We start from the raw sequence: 19,832 nt of genomic DNA, 5'->3' as shown, positions 1-19,832 counted from the left end.
GCTTTATTGTCTCATTTTGTTAACTTCTGTCACGATAACAACTCACCTCTGCTATATGGCAGTGCAATACAGCAGAGGTGAGAAAGCGATTAGAGCGCGGCGTTAGCTCGCGAGGAAGTGCTTCTTTGCTACACGGCGTGCAATCTTCCCAGAAGAAGTGCGATTGATTTCATGCGCACTAAACCAGCGAATGACCTCCGGCGTAATACCGTGTGCCTTCGAGACGGCGGTACGAATAACCTCGGTCGCTGCTTCATCGCCTGCAGAATCTGCATCATCAGCACGTTCGATCAGCAGCACTAGCTGCTCGGTATTTCCACCTTCCACGGAGAAAGCAGCGATGGAATCTGGTCGCACATGCGCCGAGGCCTCCTGGACGGTTGCCTCGATATCTTGCGGGTAGTGGTTTCGTCCTGCAACCACGATCAAGTCCTTCAAACGGCCCGTGATGTAGAGGTGACCATCCACGATGGTGGCAAGGTCGCCCGTGGCCATCCACTTGTCATCTTCCGGCGCCCCAACAACGCGGGAGCCCTCTGGCAGGCGCGTGGCCAAAGTATTCCGGAAAGTAGAAGCTGTCTCGTCCTCGCGGCCCAGGTAACCGGCCGCCATGTTGTCGCCGTGCAACCACAGCTCGCCAATCTGGGCGTCGGCAAGCTCAGCCTTGGTTTCTGGATCCACGATCGTCAGATACTGAGCAGGCATGCCCTGACCATTTGATGCAAAAGCCACCGTCTGCTCGGACTTGTCCTCCACAACGGCCTTGCCTGCCGTCAACTGCTCACGGTTGAAGTGCGTGATGAGCGGGCGCTCGCCTTCCTGCGGAGTAGCCACCATCAGCGAAGCTTCTGCCAGGCCGTAGGAAGGACGCATAGCCTCGCGCTTGAGCCCGTATTCGCTAAAGACCTCCCAGAAATTGTCCACTGCAGTCTCTGTTACAGGTTCGGAGCCGATGACAATGCCATCGACATGCGACAGATCAATATCCTCACCCGCAACCGGTGCGCCATAACGAGCAGCCAGCTCGAGCGCAAAGTTCGGAACCACGGCATAAATTCCCGCAAAGTTCTCATCACCCGGCTGACGGCTAATCTGGCGCACCCAACGCTTCGGCTGCTGCACGAAGTCACGCGGTGACATCATCTCGAAGTTCAAGCCCAAAATGGTGGCGAAAGAAGCCAAAATAATGCCCATATCGTGGTGCAACGGCAGCCAGGAAACGATGCGCGGCGGCGTCTTGATGTGTACCGCAGCAAAAATCTGCAGCACATTCGTCAAAATCGAGCGGTTAGTCAGCAACACGCCCGCTGGAGTGCGGGTAGAGCCGGAGGTGTACTGGAGGAAAGCGGGAGCGTCGACGGGCGCTGCTGCTCCCTCACCGGCGCCTTGTTCAACTGGATTCTTCCACGAAGCCGCGAGCGAATCCGGCAGAGAATCGATGGAAATCACGCGTGGGCGCTGCGCCGACGGCAAGTCTGCGAAGTAGCGGCGAACTGCGGCTGCAGAAACGTTGTTAGTCAGCACAATCGAAGGATTCGAATCACCAAAGACTGCGCGCAGGTGCTCGGAGTGGCCGGGCTCGTTGGGATCATAGAGTGGCAGCGGAGTCATTCCGGCATACATCGCACCCATGAAGCCAAACAGGTACTCCGGAGAGTTACCAGCGAGGATGGCTACACGGTCCCCTACTGCGCCGACCTGCTGCAGGCGCGCGGCCACAACCTTGATTCGCTTGTTTACCTCTGAGCGGGTGAAATCGCGCGGAGTACCAGCGGGGTCATCATCAAAAAGCCACTGGCGCAAAACCGGGCGATCAGGAACTCCTGATTGTTGTTCCATTTCAAAGACGTGCTCACCAAGCCCCGGCAGGGTCAAGTGAGGCGGCAGAACAATGCGACCATTCCCGTCAAAGAACTGGCCAATCAATGCTTGGAGGTCCATCTAATCTCCTTTTGGGCTTAGATTGTTTACTTTTGACATTAAAAATATCATCTCGGAGACGCGCAGTGTTACATAACGCGGCCGTTTTAAGTTTGAACGAAGTTAGGTGCGGTCGATAATTTCCCGCGCCCAGCCGACGACCCATTGGTTAGCAGTGGTACCCGGAATCACGTTCGGGTTGGTGGCATACATTGCATGCACACCGTTTGCTTCAATGAGCCCGCGTGCGCGCTCAAGGCCGTTTGGGCCATCGAGTGGGGCGTCGCAGATGGAGTCATCAGGTGCACAAATCTGGAAGGTGCGATCTGCCAAGGAACCGAAGCCGTTTGCGCGTGGACCACGCATGGATGCGCCAGGAACGATGCCCTGGATGAGCATGCCAACCGGCTGCAGAGCAATCTCTGCACCGACACCAGCAACGGGCACGCCGGGGTTCTGGCCTACACCTGCTTGGCGGCGCCCATCTGCCACCAACGCAACGCCCGAGACAGCCTCGGCTGGGATTGGGCCATTGCCACCACCGATGCGGTCTGCGACGTCGCCCGCAATGACAGCGCCCTGAGAGAAACCGGCAATGATGAACTTGGTGGCTGGGCAGTTCTCGTGCATGGTGGTCAGCTCGCCCTCGAGGCGAGAGGTACCCTCATCACGAGATTCGTCGTAGCTCATCTCCTGTTGAGCGTTGATGTTTTTAAACTGCGCGGTATAAGGGAGCGTCCAGACCTTTACGTCTTCAGGAACGTAGGCCTCCTTCAGCGGGTTGCTGATGGAAAGCATGAAGGACTTGGGGTTGGCGCTCGGGTTGATGGGGTCATCATCGGCCTTAGATTCCCAAGTGCCAGGGGCAGAAATCACTTCGAAGCGCGGGCACCAATCCGGCTGGGCAGGGGCCTCGACTCCCCCGCCCTGCTCGGTGGGCGCCGGCTCACTCAGATTGTTGGATTCTCCTGCCTTGTTGGCGTTTAAGAAGTGAACCGCTCCCGCGCCGATGACAGCTAATACGACGAGGACGGCAACAACCGTGAGTGTTTTTCGCATAAATTTCTACCTTATTTAGCACACAGGGTGCCGCGCGCTTGGGCCGTGAGGACGGCGGTTAGCTCCTCATGTGACAAAGGTGCGCGGCCTTGCTCGATGAGCTGACCTGCAACAGCGGGGATGGTTACGGCATCGCCTTCGTTGCATGCAGCTTGGCCTGCACCGATGATTTGATCTTCTGCACCTTCTGTTTCTACTCCAGCTTTCTGAACTGCAGCTAGGAAATCTTGCTCAGGTCCCTGAGTCTGGCTAGGCGAAGGGATAGCGGAGATTTCCCGGGCGCCACGGTCTTCAGGCTCATCGCTTGCCGAAGCAGCGCTGGATTCCGAAGAGGACTTTTCGTCCGAAGAATCCGCCGACTGCGAGCTAGCTTCAGAGGCGCTTTCCGAAGCACTTGCAGGCTGCGAAGAACGCTCGAGCGGGGCGACTTTCGTCTGCTCGGGAGAGTTCTCGCTTTCAACCGTTGCGGAACCACAGGCGCTTAGGCCGAGTGCTGCAGCCATGAAGGCTGCGCACATTACAGGAACCCGGAAGGAGGTACGCATGATTACTTCTTTTCCGCCTGAACGCTGCCCATGATTTCGCGGATCTCACCGTGCTGGAAGGTCTGGGAGATGCCGCCGGCTGCAATCTGGTTGTAGTCACTGGTTGGCCAGCCGAACTCGCCCTGCTCGAAGCCGCGCTTGCCCCACTCGTCCATGATTGCGCCGTACAGAATGTAGTGCGCACCGGATTCAGCGGACCAGTAGATGTTGCCGTGCTCGAACTCCTGGAAGAAGCCGCCCTTGATTGGCTTTTCGCCACCCTTCGGGAAGCCCAGCGGGGAGGACGGGCCGCCCAGCTCCTTGTACTTGGCACCGATAGCACCGTGGACGATGGAGTGGGACTCATCCGGGTTACGGGTCAGAACGCCATTCTGGAAGTCCTGTGCGAAGCCCTCGCCGACCTTAGTGACCGGGCCGGTTGGGTACTTAAGGTCGCCGCCTTCGAAGCCGTTCTTGCCCCATGCCTCAACCATGTCACCTGGAATAGCCCAAGCGCCGGTTTCTGCGGTCCAGTAGATGGAGCCGTGCTGGAAGTGGACGAAGCGGCCCTTGCCGTCTGGGGTCTTGGTCTCGCCGGTGGTTGGGAAGCCCAGCCAGGAGGTCGGTCCGCCGCTTTCTGCGTAACGTGCGCCGATGCGGCCAAAGATGGCGTGTGCGCCGGTCTCTGGGGACCAGTAAGCGGTACCCGCCTGGAAGTCTTCGGCCTTTCCGCCGGCGACGTCGTACTCGTTGTTCAGGCAGGAGCCCAGGATGCCGGACTTGGTTGCCTCTGCGATAGCTCCAACCGGGGTGCAATCTGCGCCGCGGTCTTCCTTAGCGATGCCGAGGGCGTCAGCCATGACTGGCCAAGCCTCGCGCATTTCAAACTGCCAGTATTCCCAGCTGTGAACGCCAGATGGGCGGAAGCGGGAAACAACTGGCACACCGGCGCGCTTCGCGTAATCGACGAAGGTCTGGGTAGACATACGGGAGATTACCTCGAGACCAACGCCAGCAGCATTTGCGGGGCCCTTTGCCACGGACTTCAGATTGCCGTAGTCGTCCTTACCGGAGCCGGCGGAGACGTAGACCTTCATGTCCTTGAGTGCTTCGATGCCCAGCTTCGGATCATGGTCGATCCAATCCTGAGAGTAGTGCGGGCCCCACATGTTGGTGGAGGTGAATCCGCCAGCATCCATCTGGGCTGCGGCGATAGCCTCAGGCATGCCCTGCGTGGTGGTGTCCAGGTAGCCAGAGAAGGAACCAACGAACTTGAACAGGTGCGGGTTACGCTCCGCCAAGTTCATAGCCGCGGTACCGCCCATGGAGATGCCGGTAACGGCGCGCTTCTGGTTGGAACGGTAGGCCTTATCGAGAATCGGGACGAGCTCCTTGGTCAGGAAGGTCTCCCACTTGTAGTTGCGGCCATTGTCCGGCTTCTGCCAGTCAGAGTAGAAAGAGGACTCGCCGCCCACCGGCATGATGAGGTTGACGTTGCGGTCAGCGAACTGAGTCTCGATGTCGGTCTCAATGGTCCAGCCGGACTCGTCATCGCGTGCGCGCAGGCCGTCGAGTGCCCATACCTCTGGGAACTTCTTATCCGGGCTGGAGTACCAGTCACGAGCAAGCTGGATCTGGACAACCTGCTCCTTGTCCGGCATCGCTGCGGACTTGATGTAGACGCGCAGGTTGCGGTTGGTCAGGTATTCCACGCGGGAAATATCGACGCCTTTCGGAAGACCCTCAACCTCTGGGTACTCGGTCTGAATCGGAGTGCGCTCCGGCGGGGTGCCAGGAGCGAAAGCATCAGATAGGTTGGAGCTACCCAGGTTCTGCGTCAATGAACCAAGGGAGGACTGAGCCGTTGCATTCGGCAGGAGAGACAAGCCCACCGCTACAGCAGTAGGCAAAGCTGCGATGGCCAGACCCTTACGAGCCTTGGTCGGGGAACCTGGAGAGCGCAGGCTGGATGCAGACGCATTTTTACGCATAGATGAGTCCTTGTATGAAGTCGAGGTTTTAATGTCGAGGTAGCGGACTAGGCGTGGTTTTCCGAAGGTTCCCCTCCTCCGGACTTTCCTCATCTAGGCCGCGAAGTGCTGTCTATTGTGCGCTCAAGTTTAAGTTGAACTTGAGACTTTTGGAAGAGGAACACGCCAAAAACACAAAACCGGCCGCAGGAAAACCTGCGGCCGGTTAAGAACCCATCTAGGACAATTCGCCGGAGCGATTTCCTAACGAATTCCCTAGATGCTTACCAAGCGTTCATCACATTGAGAACCTGTGGCTTAGAGTGCTCCAACTGGTAGCCAAACTGTGCCCAGTTGTGCAGGCCCTGCATTGGGTAGTTGGAAGTCACGCGCAGACCAGTTGCACGAGCCTTAGCCTCCCAGATGCGGGTGGTCGCACCAGCGAACATCTCCAAAACGGCGCCAGACAGCTGATGCTGCGGCAAGTAACCTGCATCGCCTGCGCCTGGGATACCGGAAGCTGCAGAGATGTAGATGTCAGTGTTACGCAGACCGCCCATGACGCGGAACGGATCGTTCTCGAAACGGCGCGGGCTAATCAGAGAACCGTACATTGCGTTGATGTTGAATCCGCCGGCGTCGAGAAGCGCGAGGCGCATAAAGGTCTGCGCACCCGGCAAGGTGGTGGTCAGGTAGCCGGAGTAGGACAGAACCTGGCGGAACTGGTCTGGGTGCTTGCCAGCCAGGGTGATGGCTGCGGTGCCGCCCATGGACAGACCAGCAAGAGAGTTGTTGTTACGAGCAACGCCGAAGTTGCGCTCCAGGTAGCCTGGCAGCTCGGAGGTCAGGAAGGTTTCCCACTTGTAGTTGATCGGGGAAACAGCGTTGTAGGTAGCCGGGCCCTCCCAGTCAGCGTAGAAGGAGGCCTCTCCGCCAACCGGCATTACGAGGGTGATGTTGTGCGGCTCGTAGGTGCGGGCAGCATTTACGTCGTTGACCCAAGCGTTGGTGCGGTTCGTCGCGCGCAGGCCATCGAGCAAGTACAGACCAGCGTTGCCGCCGTTCTTAGCCGGCTGAATCTGCACCGGAATGTTGCGGCCCATTGCTGGGGACCAAACGTCACAGCGCTGCACCCACCAACCGACGGCATCCCAGTCACAGGTGCCCGTGGCATCGGCACGCAAAAAGTCGCGGTTTGCAGCGGACGCTTCCTGGCTACCGGCGGCAACAGCGAGTCCAAGCGCGACCGCAACGGCCATCACAACTGTGAGAACACGCGCCTTGAGACCCGAACTCAGTGAAGTCATGTCTCTCCTTTATGTACTTCTCAACAAGAGCTAGATAGAAAAATTTAGTGCTACTGACACATATCGTCGCCACATCTGGAAACGTTAACGTCACAGAAATATAACGAGGAATCTCTAGCAGCTTAACCCACTTAGCCAGCAAAGTCCCATCCAGAACCACGTTAGCTGGGTAGGCGCAGGGCAGTTTAGGGAAGCTGCCACGCCGTAACGGAGATTAAACCCCTATCATTTCCCAAGGTAATCGCCAGGATCTTCGGAAAAAGTCAGGGTGCGGCCGTCGGTTAGCGCGAATTTGATGTTTTCGAAAAATCTCTTCGCATCAAGCGGATCTTTGTAGGTGGCAAACAGCTTCTGGAAGTCCTCAGTCTGCAAGGCTTTGCGCGCCTTCCGGGTTTCTTCCTTGTCGTACCAGGATGGCAGCTCGTCAATGTCCACCGCGGTCTGCGCCGCCTGCCAATATGTCGGCAGGCTCTTGTCGTGACCGATGCGGCCGTCGGCGATGCGTGGTTGGCGGGCGGCGAGCGGCGTCGCCAAGCCGATGTCATCGAGCACGCGCACCTCGAGCGGTGCGTACATAGAAGTCATGCCCATGTTGATGAAGTAGACCGTGGGTAATTCATCAATGCTGGGGTCTCGTTCGATGCCCATCCAGCCATAGGCATCCTCCTCACCCTTCTTGGCATAAAGAACGGCAAGGGCGTCGCCAGCTTCGAGCTCATCCATGCCCTCTTTGTAGTGCTCAATAAAGCGCATGTGGCCGAAGTCTTCCAGCGAGCGCGGCGGGTGGCCGGTTTGGCGCTTGGTGGCATGCGTCCAGAACTCACGCTCGTCGACGATGTTGAGCGGGCCAGAAAAATCATCCCAGTCAACGGAATGCCCACGCAGAACAATCACGCATGCCCAGACTGCGCAGATAGCAGCGGTTAGACCCCCAAGAATCGAACGCAACGGGAGGACGAAGACCGGCAACAGCAAAGCGAAAAGCGGCAACAAAAGCATTCGGCCATGCATGAAGTCACCGCCGACGCGCAGGACATAAATCAGATGCAAAAGACCGGCCGCGAGCAAAAGGTAGGCTGCGGTGGCCGGAGTACGAAACCCACTGGGACGCAGTTCACGACGCAGGCTCCACAGCGCCCACGCAGCGAGGACAATGAGCGGTACGTAGAGCGCATAAGGCAGAGCGAAGTCGCCCAAATAGTTAAAGCCGTGGCTCCACACTGCGCCGGATGCGGACTTCGCCACCGCAGTGTGCGGGGTAAGTAGGCCGTAGTAGCCCATGCGGAAAATCTGGTAGCCCAGCGGCAAAGGCAGCGCCGCAGCGAGAATGCCGAGCCATGCTTTCCAATTACGGTGGGCAGCCAGCAGCAGCACACCAACCAGCCCGCCATAGAGAGCGAGCTCTGGGCGCACGAGCCAGGACAGACCAGCCCAGACAGCCAGCCAATATGGCATGGAGTCGCTGGCATTCGCCGCATGCTTGTCGACGCCCCGAGCCCACTTCAGCAGCATCCACCACAGCACGGCCAGATAGAAGATGGCTAGGCCCCATTCGAGGCCGGAGGTGAAAAAGTCGCGAGCTGGTGGCAACGCGAGGTAGACCAGTGCGCCGGCAGGAGCGACGAGGGTTGCGCTCTTGCCCCGCGAAACAAGACCAGCGGTGGCAAATGCGCCGAGCGCCATCGCACAGACAGCAAAGAAAAGCCCTAAGTAGATGGCAATGCCTGCGAGGTCGGCGCCAGTGATCCAGCGCAGCAGCAGAATCAGGTACTGCCAGAGCGTGGAAGTGTTAGCCTCGACGCGCTCGCCCATGTTGAACACGGGGCCATTTCCGGCTTCGAGGTTGCGTACGGTGCGCAGGACGATGAGGCCATCGTCGGAAATCCAGCGGCGTACGAAGCCACCCCAAAAAGAAAAAACACCAATAACAATCACCGATGCCGCGGCGCTGAGCCGGACCAGATTCTTGTTATTAGTGTTATTCACGGGGTAAAAGTTTAACATTACCCATCTTATTTGGTTATATTCCTAGCTTTGTGCTGCCAGAATACATTCTTTATGGTGTCATATTCCGTTCCTGTAGAGCGCCCTGCCCCTGCAGAGAACCCTGTTCTCTACAGCATCGGCATGATGTAGACCGCCATAGCGATGCAGGCCAGCCACGCGAGCGCAAGGACTTGCAGTGCGCGGTCTTCCAGGGCGATTTCATCAGGTGCACCGCCATTGCCACGGTCGACGTCAGCGGCATAGCGCAGCACAGCGATGGTAAACGGAACCATCGAAACCTGGTACCAGACGCCAGCTGGGCCATCGGCGGCGTTGGAAAGCTGGAAGCCCCACAGCGAGTAGGACATGACCAAAGCGGTAGCCGCAAGGGTCCAGACGAAGCGTAGGTAGGTCGGCGTGTAGCCCTCGAGGGACTTGCGAATCTTGGCGCCGGTGCGCTCCGCAAGAAGAATCTCGGAGTAGCGCTTACCGGAAGCCATAAACAGCGAGCCGAATGCCGCAACCAACAGGAACCACTGCGACAAGACGATGCCCGCGGCAACGCCACCGGCCATTGTGCGCAGCATGAAGCCAGAGGAAACCAGCGCGATGTCGATAACCGGCATGTGCTTCCAGCCAAAGCAGTAGCCCAGCTGCAAAGCGATGTACACAGCCATCACGATTGCCAGCTGTGGGCCAGCGGTGGCCAGGAAGGACAAAGCAATGGAGCCAACGATGAGCACTGCCGCCATGGCGTAGGCCAGGCCAACCGGTAGGACGCCGGCGGCAATCGGGCGGAAACGCTTGGTCGGGTGCGCGCGGTCAGCTTCGACGTCGCGTGCGTCATTGATGAGGTAAATCGAGGACGCGCCCATGCAGAAGACGATGAAGGCAAGGAGGACGTCGAGAAGCACGCGCGAATGGAACAGTGCGTCCGCACCCGCTGCTGCTGGAGCAGCGAGGACGAGGACATTTTTGACCCACTGCTTTGGGCGGAGGGCCTTTACCATTCCGTCGGCGAGGTTCTTCGGCGGCTTACGCTTGCGGCCAGTGTCGATGCCTGCGGTATGCGGTTCAGAGTGGAACACGCGCTGCGTACCGTCGTCGTGGTGGGAATCGCTCACGCGGTCTTCCTTTCGTAGCGGGTTAATGCCTCTGCGGTGACTGCGCCGATCGCAGCTCCAACCGCGGTATCCGTTGGATAATGCACTCCGAGCACCATACGCGAAGCCATCATCACGGGCACGCCGACAAGCGGCGCTGGGGTGGACAAAAGATGTGCGACGGCGACGAGGAACGCGGTTGTCGACGTCGAGTGGGAAGAAGGAAACGACAGCTTAGACGGCGTTGCCACGCCCACACGCACGTACGGGTAATCGGGACGCTTGCGGCGAACGATGCGCTTTAACACAACGCTGGCCGCATGGGCAGTAAAAGCACTCGCGCCGACGTATGCCCACTGGCGAGCCTTCGCTTTGTCCGCGCGATTGACCACGTACATGAGAGCGGAAGTTCCCATCCAGCCCAGGGCATGCTCACCCAAGTGGCTAAGGCCGCGGGCGGCAGGTACAACTCCAGGAACGTCGAAAGCTGCGTTCTGGATGCTTTCCAGAACGTGTGATTCAGCTACAGAAAGCTTACTGGGCATCGAATACCTTCTTCCAGGATTCGCGGGAGGTCAGCTCCGGCATCGCGGCGCGATACTGCGCCTTCAGATCGTCGAAGTTCTCCTCGATCTCCTTGAGCAGGCCGCGGGTCTGCTTGACGAGGTCGGTGGCCAGATCGCGGTCGCGTTTGCGGAAGGCCACGCCGGTGCCACCTGCGGTGGAAACTGTTGCGGAGTCCACGCGGGACAGGGTGAACCAGCGCGCCTCGTCTGGGGTGAGGTTGAGCTGCGGCGCCTCGTAGTGCGCGCGGTCTTCCTTGGTGACCAGGTGCTTTGCGGACTTCAGCAGCCATGGCAGCTTCTTGACCTTGCCGAGGCGGCCGCCGATGTTGCGGGTCGGTACGCCCGGCGCGCCGGTCGGAGCCGGCAGTTGGTCGGCAGACTCGATGATGACGGCATCGGAGTAGTTCTTGCGGATTTCCGCGATGCGCGGCAGGGAGGATTCCAGGATGTCGAAGAGGTGATCTGGGCCGGCCAAGAAGTCCTTCATAGCTTCCAGCTGGATAGCCATGGTGGAGTATTCCATGCACATCGTGTGCTTGAGGGTGGACTTGAAGATGGACTTCGTAATGCCCTTGACGTCGCCGTCGTGGTACATCGCAGCGACGATGAGGCGATTGCGCAGGTGGAAGTACGCCTGCCAATCGATGGCGTCGTCCTTGTCCGCCCACGCCATGTGCCAGATGGCAGCGCCTGGCCAAGTCACGGTTGGGAAGCCGTTAGCGGCTGCGCGCAGGGAGTACTCGGTGTCATCCCACTTAATAAACAGCGGCAGCGGCTGGCCGTTGGTCTCAGCTACGACGCGCGGGAAGAGGCACATCCACCAGCCGTTGTATTCGACATCGACGCGGCGGTGCAAAGCGCGGGAGTCGTACTTGCGTGGGTCGAGGTGCGACTGGGCGTCGCCAATAGCGCGCAATGGGTACTTGGCGAAGTCGTGGTCGTAGACCGCGTGCGGCGCCCCGCCCCACATGAAGTCGTGCTTGTTGACCTGCTCGCCGGTGGTGCGCAGCTGGGAGCGCTCCTGCAGGTTCAGCATCTGTCCGCCAACGATGATCGGCTTTGCGGCGTATCGCGCGGCCTGAACTGCGCGCAGGATGGAGTCAGGCTCGATGGCGATGTCATCATCCATGTAGAGGATGAACGGGGAATCGGTGTTCTCCAACGCCTCGTACATGATGCGGGAGTAGCCGCCGGACCCGCCCAGGTTGCCCTGACGGAACTCGCGGAAACGCGGGCCGAAGTGCTCGACGGCCTGCTCGTAGCCTGGCTCGTCTGCTGGGTGCTGGTTGCCCTGGTCCGGCATTAGGACGTAGTCGATGATGCCGTCAACCACTGGGTCCTCGGCGAGAGCCTGCAGCGCTGCGACGGCGTCGGTTGGGCGGTTGAAGGTAGGAATGCCCACGGCAACGCGCTTTTCCGAAGCCGGCAGTTCGGTGCCATCGGGCAGGATCTGTGCCTGTGGGGCATGCGGTGCGCACCATGCCGCATTAGAAAGGACGGTTTCCTTCTCTGCGGTGATGTCGAACCACAGCCAGCCGCCGTCTTCGAAGTTCTTCAGCGGCAGTTCGAAGTCATGGTGACCGCTGCCGACCAGGTGGTTGGCCACGGAGATGCGCTGACCGTCCTGCTTGGAGCGGTAAATGGACACGTTGGCTTGGCCTTCGAGCTCGAGGGAGAGCACGATGGACTTCAGCTGGGACCAGCGGCGCCAGTAGGAAGCAGGGAAAGCGTTGAAGTAGGTCTCGAAAGAAGCCTCTTCACCCGCTGGAATCGTCACCGCAGTGCGGTTGGTCCAGCTCAGGCGCTCGCGGTTTTGCTCGGACTCGATGAGATAGAGCATCCGGACGTCAAAAGGCTCGCCGCGCTTGGGCAGCAAGATTCGCTGAACAGGTTCGAAAACGCGGGTTTCGCTGCCAGCGGCGCTGGCGGAGGGATTGTTGGCAGTCACGATTACTTCGATTCTCCAAACGGTTTTATGACAATATTCAGTCAAACAGCCTAGTGGTTTGTGGCCGATAACCTCGCTCCCACACGGATTCATGGCTGCAGTGACGCGTATTTAATACAATCCGGCCGTGAGCACTACGATTGATCCGAGCCTAAAGAGCCATAAATGCGCTCGCATTCTCCATCTTTTAAGAGCGGACTCTTTTATCTAATGAAATATCTCTTCCAGCTACTCGCCGTAGCTTTCTTGCTGGTGACGCTGCCAGCAACGGCACACGCCGCTACGCCCACGGTGGAAATTTTTGATGAAGGTAATCTGCTTTCGCCCTCGGATGAATCAACTCTGCGCCAGGAATCGGAGGAACTGGACCTACCTCCTGAGGTAAGCCGGATTCTGTACTTCACCTATGAGCACAACCACAAGGATGTATCGACTGATGCATTGGAATACCTGCGAGACAACGCCCGCGGCCTGCTAAACACGGATGGGCGCAGTCTTAGGGAAGGAACGCTGCTCATCGGCGTTGGTTTGGATCCAATGTCATCGACTGCCCGTTGCAGTAATGACGTGTGCGAAGCGATTTCCATCGAAGAGCCCGGGCGCCTGAACGGTATTCTGGACCAGATGGAAGCGCCGGTGCGGGGCGGCAACTACACCGTCGGCCTGCTTTTGGCGGCCAAGGCTGCGGGCGATCCCTCTATCTACCGCAAATCGACTACACGGCTTCCGGGCTGGAGCATCTTCATCGCGATGTCAGTGCTAGCGGTCGCGATGCTCGTGGCTTCATTTCTGTATTCGCGCAGGGTAACCGCCCGTCGACTCCTCAAACAGCTGGATTTCAACCGTGGTACCCTCCCGGCTGCCACAAAGTTCATCATCGAGGGCGACAAAATCGTCGCGGGACTTAATACCCCGCTGATTAACGAAGCCTTCAAGGCTCAATGGGAACAGATCAAGACTGACTATCGCCAGGTAAAGCCGAATATTGTGGCACTGGATTCGATGGATCCTTCGGCTAGCACTTCCCTACTTTTCCAACACAGCGGATCAATTACGCAGGGTTACCGCCAGTTGCACCGACTCAGCACTGCGAAGGCGCAGCTGGATGATCTCCAGCGCATGGCTAAGGGCGAAAAACTCACGCGGTCAACTGAGTTGGGATGGTTGAAAGCAGATATGCAGAGAGCTTCTGCAGTGGCAGAAAGCGGAGACCTTCCGGCGACGAGCGCGATCAGCGCCCTTCTCGAGCGCATTGAGATCTTGGAAAAGGATCTTTCTCGCGCGGATTTCTCGGCGCAGTTCGCGCGCCTTCTCGCCGACTACCGGCCCATCATCGGCGCGCTGCCCGAGCGGCTTTATGCCCACGGCGAACTCAATCACCAGCGGGCAGTCCCGCCGCAACTAGGCGAGCAGGATTGGCATCCAGGCATGGGCACGCACTACATGCCCTATAACTACGCCGAGTTCTGGGTGTCCAACAACGCTATTTCTGCGAACCTGCCACCGGCCTATCGCTTCTAGTTGTGAGATTAGGCCTCGACAGGGGCCTTATCGCTTACTGGCTCGATACCCAGCTTGCCCAACATATAAAGCACGCGGGCGCCGAGGTCGTCGTGCAGCTCGCGCTTTTCTTCCTCGGTGTTAGCCTCTGCGATGTCCCAGATCTTGATGTCCTTGCCCGGCTCGTCGCGCGGAATCTCGCGGCCTAGGTAGACGATGAAATCAGGCATTTCGACCATACGGCCTTCGGGGTCGGCTTCCTCGTGGGGTGCCGCGGCGTCGACAAGCAAGGCGTCGCCAGCATACTTCTTGGCGAGCTCTACAACTTCCTGTGCCAAGGCCTGATTTGCGCCAGCGGAAAAGCGCACGTGAAGGCGGTGCTCGCCGAAGTAATCTTTTACCTCACGTTCAACCAGAACAGGGATGAATTCTTCGACCGTTGCACCGGCAGTATGGCGCGCGATTGCCACGTCTACCTCGGCGTCGATTTCCGCAGCAGCGTGAGCGTTGCCGTACAGGTCGTGGAGGTCCTGGCGCAAGGTCGCGAGGCGGTGATCATTGAGATGCGTCATGGTACTCACCCAATCACTTTCTGTTCTCTGTTTGTTAACCTAGTGTTAACCTTACGGAGTTTTAGCCCCGCATTCAACACCAACTCGCAGCTCGCGCAGAACCGCCAAAGCACCGACAAAACGCCTTGCCCTCGTTCCAGAACGGAGCCAGCTTGTTGTCGAACACGCTCAGCGCGGAGACGATAACCATGCACATTTCGACGTCGACAGACAGCCCGAGCCAACACATTCACAAGCAGGAAATCGGCCACAGAGTGCGCATCAATCCCCCGCTTTAGCACCGGACCTGACCGAACACGTCAGCAAGTCATGCGCTTTTGAAGCCCGATCCCCACACAACCAAACCAATCTCGGTAACACTCTTTTAGCATTAATTAACCAGCCTTAAGCCCCCTTCAGGACGATTAACAGACTGAAAGCTGGGAACTTTACTCGAGTTCATTTAACGTATTGGACAGAGCAGTCAGCGATGACCGCTCGCCCTTATTCCCCATCACTACCCTATGAAAGGAGGCCTCAAGTGACCGCAACACTGACACTCGCCGATGTCGCCCGGCTGACCGACGTTACGCGCCCCGCGGTCAACGAGTGGATTCAGCGCTTTAACTCAGAATCCATCGCGCCTTTCCCCTCCCCTTGCGGAGAACATGATGGCCACCCCTACTACGCCATCACCGAAATTCAAGACTGGCTGCGAGCCACTAAGCTCGGCCGCCGCGACACAGCCGTTGAAGATGCCCTCTTCTATTCTTCGCTCTACCGAATGCTGCTCCGCAATCCGGCACGCGCGGCCTTGAGCCTTTTGAACTGCAACACGGCTTCCTCCCCTCAGGGTTTTTCGCCCTCTGCTGCAGTAATCGACTCTCTTAGCGCGGCGTACCAGCGCGCAGCAGACAACGTTCCTTCTGATACCTCTGAAGCTGACATCGCAAAAGCAGCAGAGCAGGTAGCCGAGGCAGCTTTCGGGCCCGCGGCCGCGCTCACCCGTCTTGCAGATGACCTCAGTGCTCAGCGCCAGGTAACACTCTCTTCCCGATTTACTTCCCGCGCTATGCAAGCAGTATCGGAAGCCCTCACGCTAGAGAACCCAACTCCACCTATCATCCCTACTGATGAATACAGCCTAGGTTTCGTCACTAGACTCGCCCGGGAACTCGAAGAAACGCCGGCGCTCAACATCGGATATCGAAAGGACTGCGCACCAGACTCTCTCTATTGGGCCGAACTAGCGTGCCGAAGCGTGGATTTCATCGACGCTAACGAGGAGATCCCAGCGAATTCTCTCATCGTCCTCGCCGCTCCTTCACCTCTCAAAAATGCGCCCGAATACTTCGAGCACCTCCAGAACTTGCTCGACAACTTGAACGAACGCGGCGCAATGTTCTGCATTTCCACCGCAGACATGCTTATCGAGGACTCGTTAGCGCAGGTCGTCCGACGGCGTTTCCTCGCACCGACTGAAACCGGCGCAATTGCACCGCTGCGTTACAGTGCACGGCTGCCCCGAGGCATTTTTCCAGGCCGCGGACAGCAGCAGGGCGCACTATGGATTCTCAAGCGCCCTAATCGCGAGGCCATAGGCAACCCTGCCGATGCTGCTGCCGTTATCGCTGACGTGCCGGACCTTAAGACACCCGGTCTCGTCTCAGACTGGGCAACCATGCTCACCACACCGGATGAAGCACGCAAGCACACTTTTGTCCGCGGTCGTATTCTTCGCGCCGCTGATGCCTGGCGCAGTCGTACTCATTCTCTCGATGACTCGATCTTTTCTTCTACGTCGACGTCTTCCGCCGCCGATCTCATGCACACCGCGCATCAAGCAGGGTTAGACATCAGTTCAGCAGGGTTGGAGGACGCGCCGCCAAAGATTGGTATGCGCGCTGAATCGGGGGCAACGCGCCTTGAGTACCTACCGTGGAAGGCCGCGACCAACGCTCGCACTGGGGTGCTGCAGAAACTCAGCGGCTCCCGCATTGCCGAACGTGATCTCGCCCCTGAAGCAGTAGCAAAACTGGAACTCATCGGTGAACCCGAAATTCTGGGAAGCATTCCACAGGGCACACGTTGCATCGATCGTCTCCGGCTGGAAGACATTGCACCGCGCGGCACCCTCACAGAACCAGGGGACGTGGTCTTCATCAAGAGCCCAAGACCACGCGCGCTCATCGATGAGGAAGGCGGCAAGCTAGTCACTGCACCGGCTCAAGCACTACGATGCCGCGCCTTCCGTGGACGCAGCCACACTCCCTTGGAACAGGTCTGCATTCCCTACCTCGTAGAGAAGGCTATTAACGAAGCTGTCTCCTCCGAGTTGGGATCGGTGTACTTCCCCGTCTTTCCACGTGGGAATGCGAAGCACCTCGGCTCGGTGGAGCACCAGCTCCGCGCACGACGCCAACAGCTCTTAGAACAGTTACATAGCCTCGATGAACTTGAGCACGGCCTCGTCATGTCGATAGGTACCGGTGCTGTCACCGTCGCTGAATCTCGTGCGCAATCCCCGCCAGGCTAATAACAGAGTTCAACATTCAAACGCACAAACACCGTTATATTTAAGGAGAAAAATGACTAACTCGGTCAAGGATGAGCAGAACGTAGAGTCTGCCTCCGCCACCACCCTCAAAGAGCTCAAGGACACTTTATGGAAGGCAGCAGACAAGCTGCGCGGTTCCATGGACGCATCCCAGTACAAGGACATCGTCCTAGGACTGGTGTTCCTCAAATACGTCACTGATGCTTTCGATGCCCGGCGCGCGAAGCTGCGTGCCGAAGGCGAGGAGCGCGGAGATAGCGAAGAGTACATCCAGGAAGACTTGGAGGATATCGACGCTTACCGTGAGAAGAACGTTTTCTGGGTCGACCCCATCGCTCGTTGGTCCTTCCTGCGTGACAACTCGAAGGGCAAGTCGGCCGACGCCGGCCAGGAGTACCAGTCCATTGGCAAGCTCATCGATAACGCGATGAAGCAGCTCATGCTGGACAATGAGTCGCTATTAGGTACCCTGCCCACGAACTTCGCCTCGGATAGCGTTGACCAGCGTCGTTTGGGCGAGCTCATCGACTTATTCAGCACCACGCGTTTCACTGCGGAGGGTCCGGAACGCGCACGCGATTTGCTGGGTGAGGTCTATGAATACTTCCTCGAGAAGTTCGCCCGTGCTGAGGGCAAGCGTGGCGGTGAGTTCTACACCCCGCGCCCCGTCGTCCGCACTCTCGTAGAAATCCTGGAGCCGACCCAGGGTCGCGTTTACGACCCGTGCTGTGGCTCAGGCGGCATGTTCGTGCAGGCAGAGAAGTTCCTCGAGACCACAGAGAAGGACCGCACTGCTCTGGCCATCTACGGTCAGGAGCTCAACGAACGCACCTGGCGCATGGCCAAGATGAACCTGGCCATCCACGCCATTAGCTCTGCTGGCCTCGGCGAGCGCTGGGCCGACACCTTCGCCCGCGACATTCATCCGGATAAAAAGATGGACTATGTCATGGCCAACCCACCGTTCAACATCAAGGACTGGTCACGCAACGAGGAAGACACTCGCTGGAAGTACGGCGTCCCGCCCAAGCGCAATGCCAACTTCGCATGGATGCAGCACATCATTTCTAAGCTCACTTCTCAGGGTGAGGCCGGCGTTGTCATGGCCAACGGCACGATGACGTCGAACTCCTCCGGTGAAGGCGATATCCGCAAGGCCATGGTCGAAGACGACATCGTTTCCTGCGTCATCGCACTTCCTGCACAGCTCTTCCGCGGCACGCAGATCCCGGTCTGCGTCTGGTTCTTCGCCAAGGACAAGAAGGCCGGTTCCAAAGGCACCATCGACCGCACCAACCAGGTGCTCTTCATTGATGCCCGCGAGCTCGGCCACATGATTGACCGCACGGAGCGCACCTTCAGCGACGAGGATATCCAGAAGATCGCCGACACCTTCCGCCTGTGGCGCGGCCGCACCTCCGCTCCGAAGGACGAGGCCTACGAGGACATCGCCGGCTTCTGCAAGTCCGCGTCCCTCGACGACATCCGCGACGCCGACTTCGCCATGACCCCCGGCCGCTACGTCGGCTTCGCCGAAGCCGAGGAAGATGACGAGCCCATCGACGAGAAAATCACCCGCCTCACCAACGAGCTCACCGCCGCGCTTGACGATGCCGCCCGCCTGGACAAGGTTGTGCGCGAACAGCTGGGGAGGTTGAAGTAATGGCTACACAGCAACAAAACATCGGTGAGGTGCTTCAGTTCTTCAACGAGGCGCGCAGACCGGTCAAATCAAGTGATCGAGTCCCTGGCCCTTTCCCCTACTTAGGCGCATCGGGCACAGTCGATTATGTGGAGGGGTTCACTCACGAAGGCTCCTACCTGTGCGTTAGCGAAGACGGCGCCAACCTGCTTACGCGTTCACTCCCCATCGCCTGGGTACAGGATGGAAAATTCTGGGCTAATAACCACCTCCAAGTGCTAGGCGGCGTATCACGCGAACATCTCACGTTCTTCCGATATGCAATCGAATCCACGAACATCGCTGCTTACGTGACTGGTTCGGCTCAGCCAAAACTGAGCAAGGCCAGCCTCAGCTCCATCAAGGTCCCGAAATTCTCGCGAGGCGACGAGGAGAGAATCGGAAAGCTGTTGTCGGCCATCGACGACAAAATAGTTGCAAACCGACTGGTGATTGAAAAGATACATGCTCTACTACACGCAAAATGGCACGCCATCACCAGCACCGGAGCTAGTTCGACTCAGCCGATTTCCAGTATCGCTGATGTCAATCCTCGCATGCCGAAGCCGCATCGTGGTGAATGCAGTTTCCTGGAAATGAAGGACCTTCCGGAATTCGGATTGATCGTGGACCACTGGGCAAGCCGTGCGACTAAGGGAGGCACCAAGTTCAAAAACGGTGATGTCCTTCTCGCGCGCATCACCCCGTGTTTTGAGAACGGCAAGATGGCAATTGTCGACTTCCTGGAGGATGACGAAGTGGGAATGGGCTCTACCGAGTACATCGTCTTCCGTCCCAAGGAAGGCATCCCTGCCGCTGCAATCCATGCCATTATCGCTAGTCCTGAGTTCCGAGGATTTGGGTATAAAGCGCTAACCGGTACCTCGGGACGCCAACGAATTGCAGTCGGCGATCTCAAAGAAATTGCGGTTCCTTGGCCCTCAGAAAGCGCTTTGACAGAGTACAGGCAGCTCGCGGACGCGCTCCTCAAGAAGGCTACGGCGCTTCGAAATGAAAACCAAGTTCTCGCCCGCACCCGCGACGAGCTCCTCCCCCTCCTCATGAGCGGCCGGATCACAGTCGGTGAAGCGGAGGAGGCTGCGGACGTTGCAGGCACGGCGGCATCGGAAAGCTAAGCACCCTACCCCTACACCCCTAAG

Annotated in this window: 14 protein-coding genes; 4 read left to right on the top strand and 10 right to left on the bottom strand. The window is 58.4% G+C overall.

The features are described from left to right. Positions 1–102: 102 nt before the first annotated feature. From HMPREF3158_RS07225 to HMPREF3158_RS07185, 9 genes are all read right to left on the bottom strand, one after another. A complete protein-coding gene (locus HMPREF3158_RS07225; RefSeq protein WP_070497884.1) occupies positions 103–1,941 on the bottom strand; it encodes a FadD32-like long-chain-fatty-acid--AMP ligase in 1,839 nt (612 codons plus the stop codon). A gap of 102 nt (positions 1,942–2,043) precedes the next feature. Beyond that, positions 2,044–2,979, bottom strand: coding sequence for a cutinase family protein (locus tag HMPREF3158_RS07220; RefSeq protein ID WP_062036839.1), 936 nt, complete (start codon positions 2,977–2,979; stop codon positions 2,044–2,046). Between the two features lie 11 nt (positions 2,980–2,990). Further along, positions 2,991–3,482, bottom strand: a complete 492-nt coding sequence (locus HMPREF3158_RS07215; RefSeq protein WP_235591233.1) for a DUF732 domain-containing protein — start codon at positions 3,480–3,482, stop codon at positions 2,991–2,993. Between the two features lie 44 nt (positions 3,483–3,526). Further along, positions 3,527–5,494: an alpha/beta hydrolase-fold protein gene (locus tag HMPREF3158_RS07210; protein WP_070497882.1), complete on the bottom strand. Its 1,968-nt coding sequence runs from the start codon at positions 5,492–5,494 to the stop codon at positions 3,527–3,529. A gap of 263 nt (positions 5,495–5,757) precedes the next feature. Further along, the gene (locus HMPREF3158_RS07205; RefSeq protein ID WP_070497881.1) at positions 5,758–6,780 is read right to left on the bottom strand and encodes an alpha/beta hydrolase; all 1,023 of its coding nucleotides are present in this window, start codon (positions 6,778–6,780) and stop codon (positions 5,758–5,760) included. Between the two features lie 225 nt (positions 6,781–7,005). After that, positions 7,006–8,766 carry an arabinofuranosyltransferase AftB family protein gene (zomB, locus tag HMPREF3158_RS07200; RefSeq protein WP_371326201.1) on the bottom strand — a complete coding sequence of 587 codons (1,761 nt, stop codon included), beginning with the start codon at positions 8,764–8,766 and terminating at the stop codon, positions 7,006–7,008. Between the two features lie 128 nt (positions 8,767–8,894). Continuing rightward, complete coding sequence (locus HMPREF3158_RS07195; protein ID WP_062036823.1) at positions 8,895–9,890, bottom strand: decaprenyl-phosphate phosphoribosyltransferase; 996 nt, start codon at positions 9,888–9,890, stop codon at positions 8,895–8,897. Further along, the gene (locus tag HMPREF3158_RS07190; RefSeq protein WP_061925049.1) at positions 9,887–10,414 is read right to left on the bottom strand and encodes a phosphatase PAP2 family protein; all 528 of its coding nucleotides are present in this window, start codon (positions 10,412–10,414) and stop codon (positions 9,887–9,889) included. Before HMPREF3158_RS07190 ends, HMPREF3158_RS07195 begins: the two co-directional genes overlap by 4 nt. After that, positions 10,404–12,383 carry a glycosyltransferase gene (locus HMPREF3158_RS07185; protein ID WP_070497877.1) on the bottom strand — a complete coding sequence of 660 codons (1,980 nt, stop codon included), beginning with the start codon at positions 12,381–12,383 and terminating at the stop codon, positions 10,404–10,406. The genes HMPREF3158_RS07190 and HMPREF3158_RS07185 overlap by 11 nt, the downstream gene beginning before the upstream one ends. A 210-nt stretch (positions 12,384–12,593) precedes the next feature. Here HMPREF3158_RS07185 and HMPREF3158_RS07180 point away from each other — a divergent pair, with 210 nt between their 5' ends. After that, positions 12,594–13,904, top strand: a complete 1,311-nt coding sequence (locus tag HMPREF3158_RS07180) for a hypothetical protein (protein WP_070497875.1) — start codon at positions 12,594–12,596, stop codon at positions 13,902–13,904. A gap of 8 nt (positions 13,905–13,912) precedes the next feature. Here HMPREF3158_RS07180 and HMPREF3158_RS07175 read toward each other — a convergent pair whose 3' ends face one another. Continuing rightward, on the bottom strand, positions 13,913–14,455 hold the full coding sequence (locus HMPREF3158_RS07175) for a three-helix bundle dimerization domain-containing protein (RefSeq protein WP_070497873.1): 543 nt from the start codon (positions 14,453–14,455) through the stop codon (positions 13,913–13,915). A gap of 520 nt (positions 14,456–14,975) precedes the next feature. Between HMPREF3158_RS07175 and HMPREF3158_RS07170 the strand changes: the two genes are divergently transcribed. From HMPREF3158_RS07170 to HMPREF3158_RS07160, 3 genes are read left to right on the top strand one after another with little or no spacing between them, the layout of a single operon-like run. After that, entirely contained in the window at positions 14,976–16,970 is a 1,995-nt protein-coding gene (locus HMPREF3158_RS07170) for a hypothetical protein (RefSeq protein WP_070497871.1), read from the top strand. Positions 16,971–17,022: 52 nt separating this feature from the next. Next, entirely contained in the window at positions 17,023–18,654 is a 1,632-nt protein-coding gene (locus tag HMPREF3158_RS07165; RefSeq protein WP_070497869.1) for a class I SAM-dependent DNA methyltransferase, read from the top strand. Then, positions 18,654–19,808: a restriction endonuclease subunit S gene (locus tag HMPREF3158_RS07160; RefSeq protein WP_070497868.1), complete on the top strand. Its 1,155-nt coding sequence runs from the start codon at positions 18,654–18,656 to the stop codon at positions 19,806–19,808. The genes HMPREF3158_RS07165 and HMPREF3158_RS07160 overlap by 1 nt, the downstream gene beginning before the upstream one ends. Positions 19,809–19,832: the final 24 nt, after the last annotated feature.

Origin of the sequence: Corynebacterium sp. HMSC06G04 (assembly GCF_001807365.1) — a bacterium.
GTDB classification, from domain to species: Bacteria; Actinomycetota; Actinomycetes; order Mycobacteriales; family Mycobacteriaceae; genus Corynebacterium; species Corynebacterium simulans.
The sequence above is the reverse complement of the archived record's forward strand: the minus strand, read 5'-3'. Positions and strand labels throughout refer to the sequence as shown.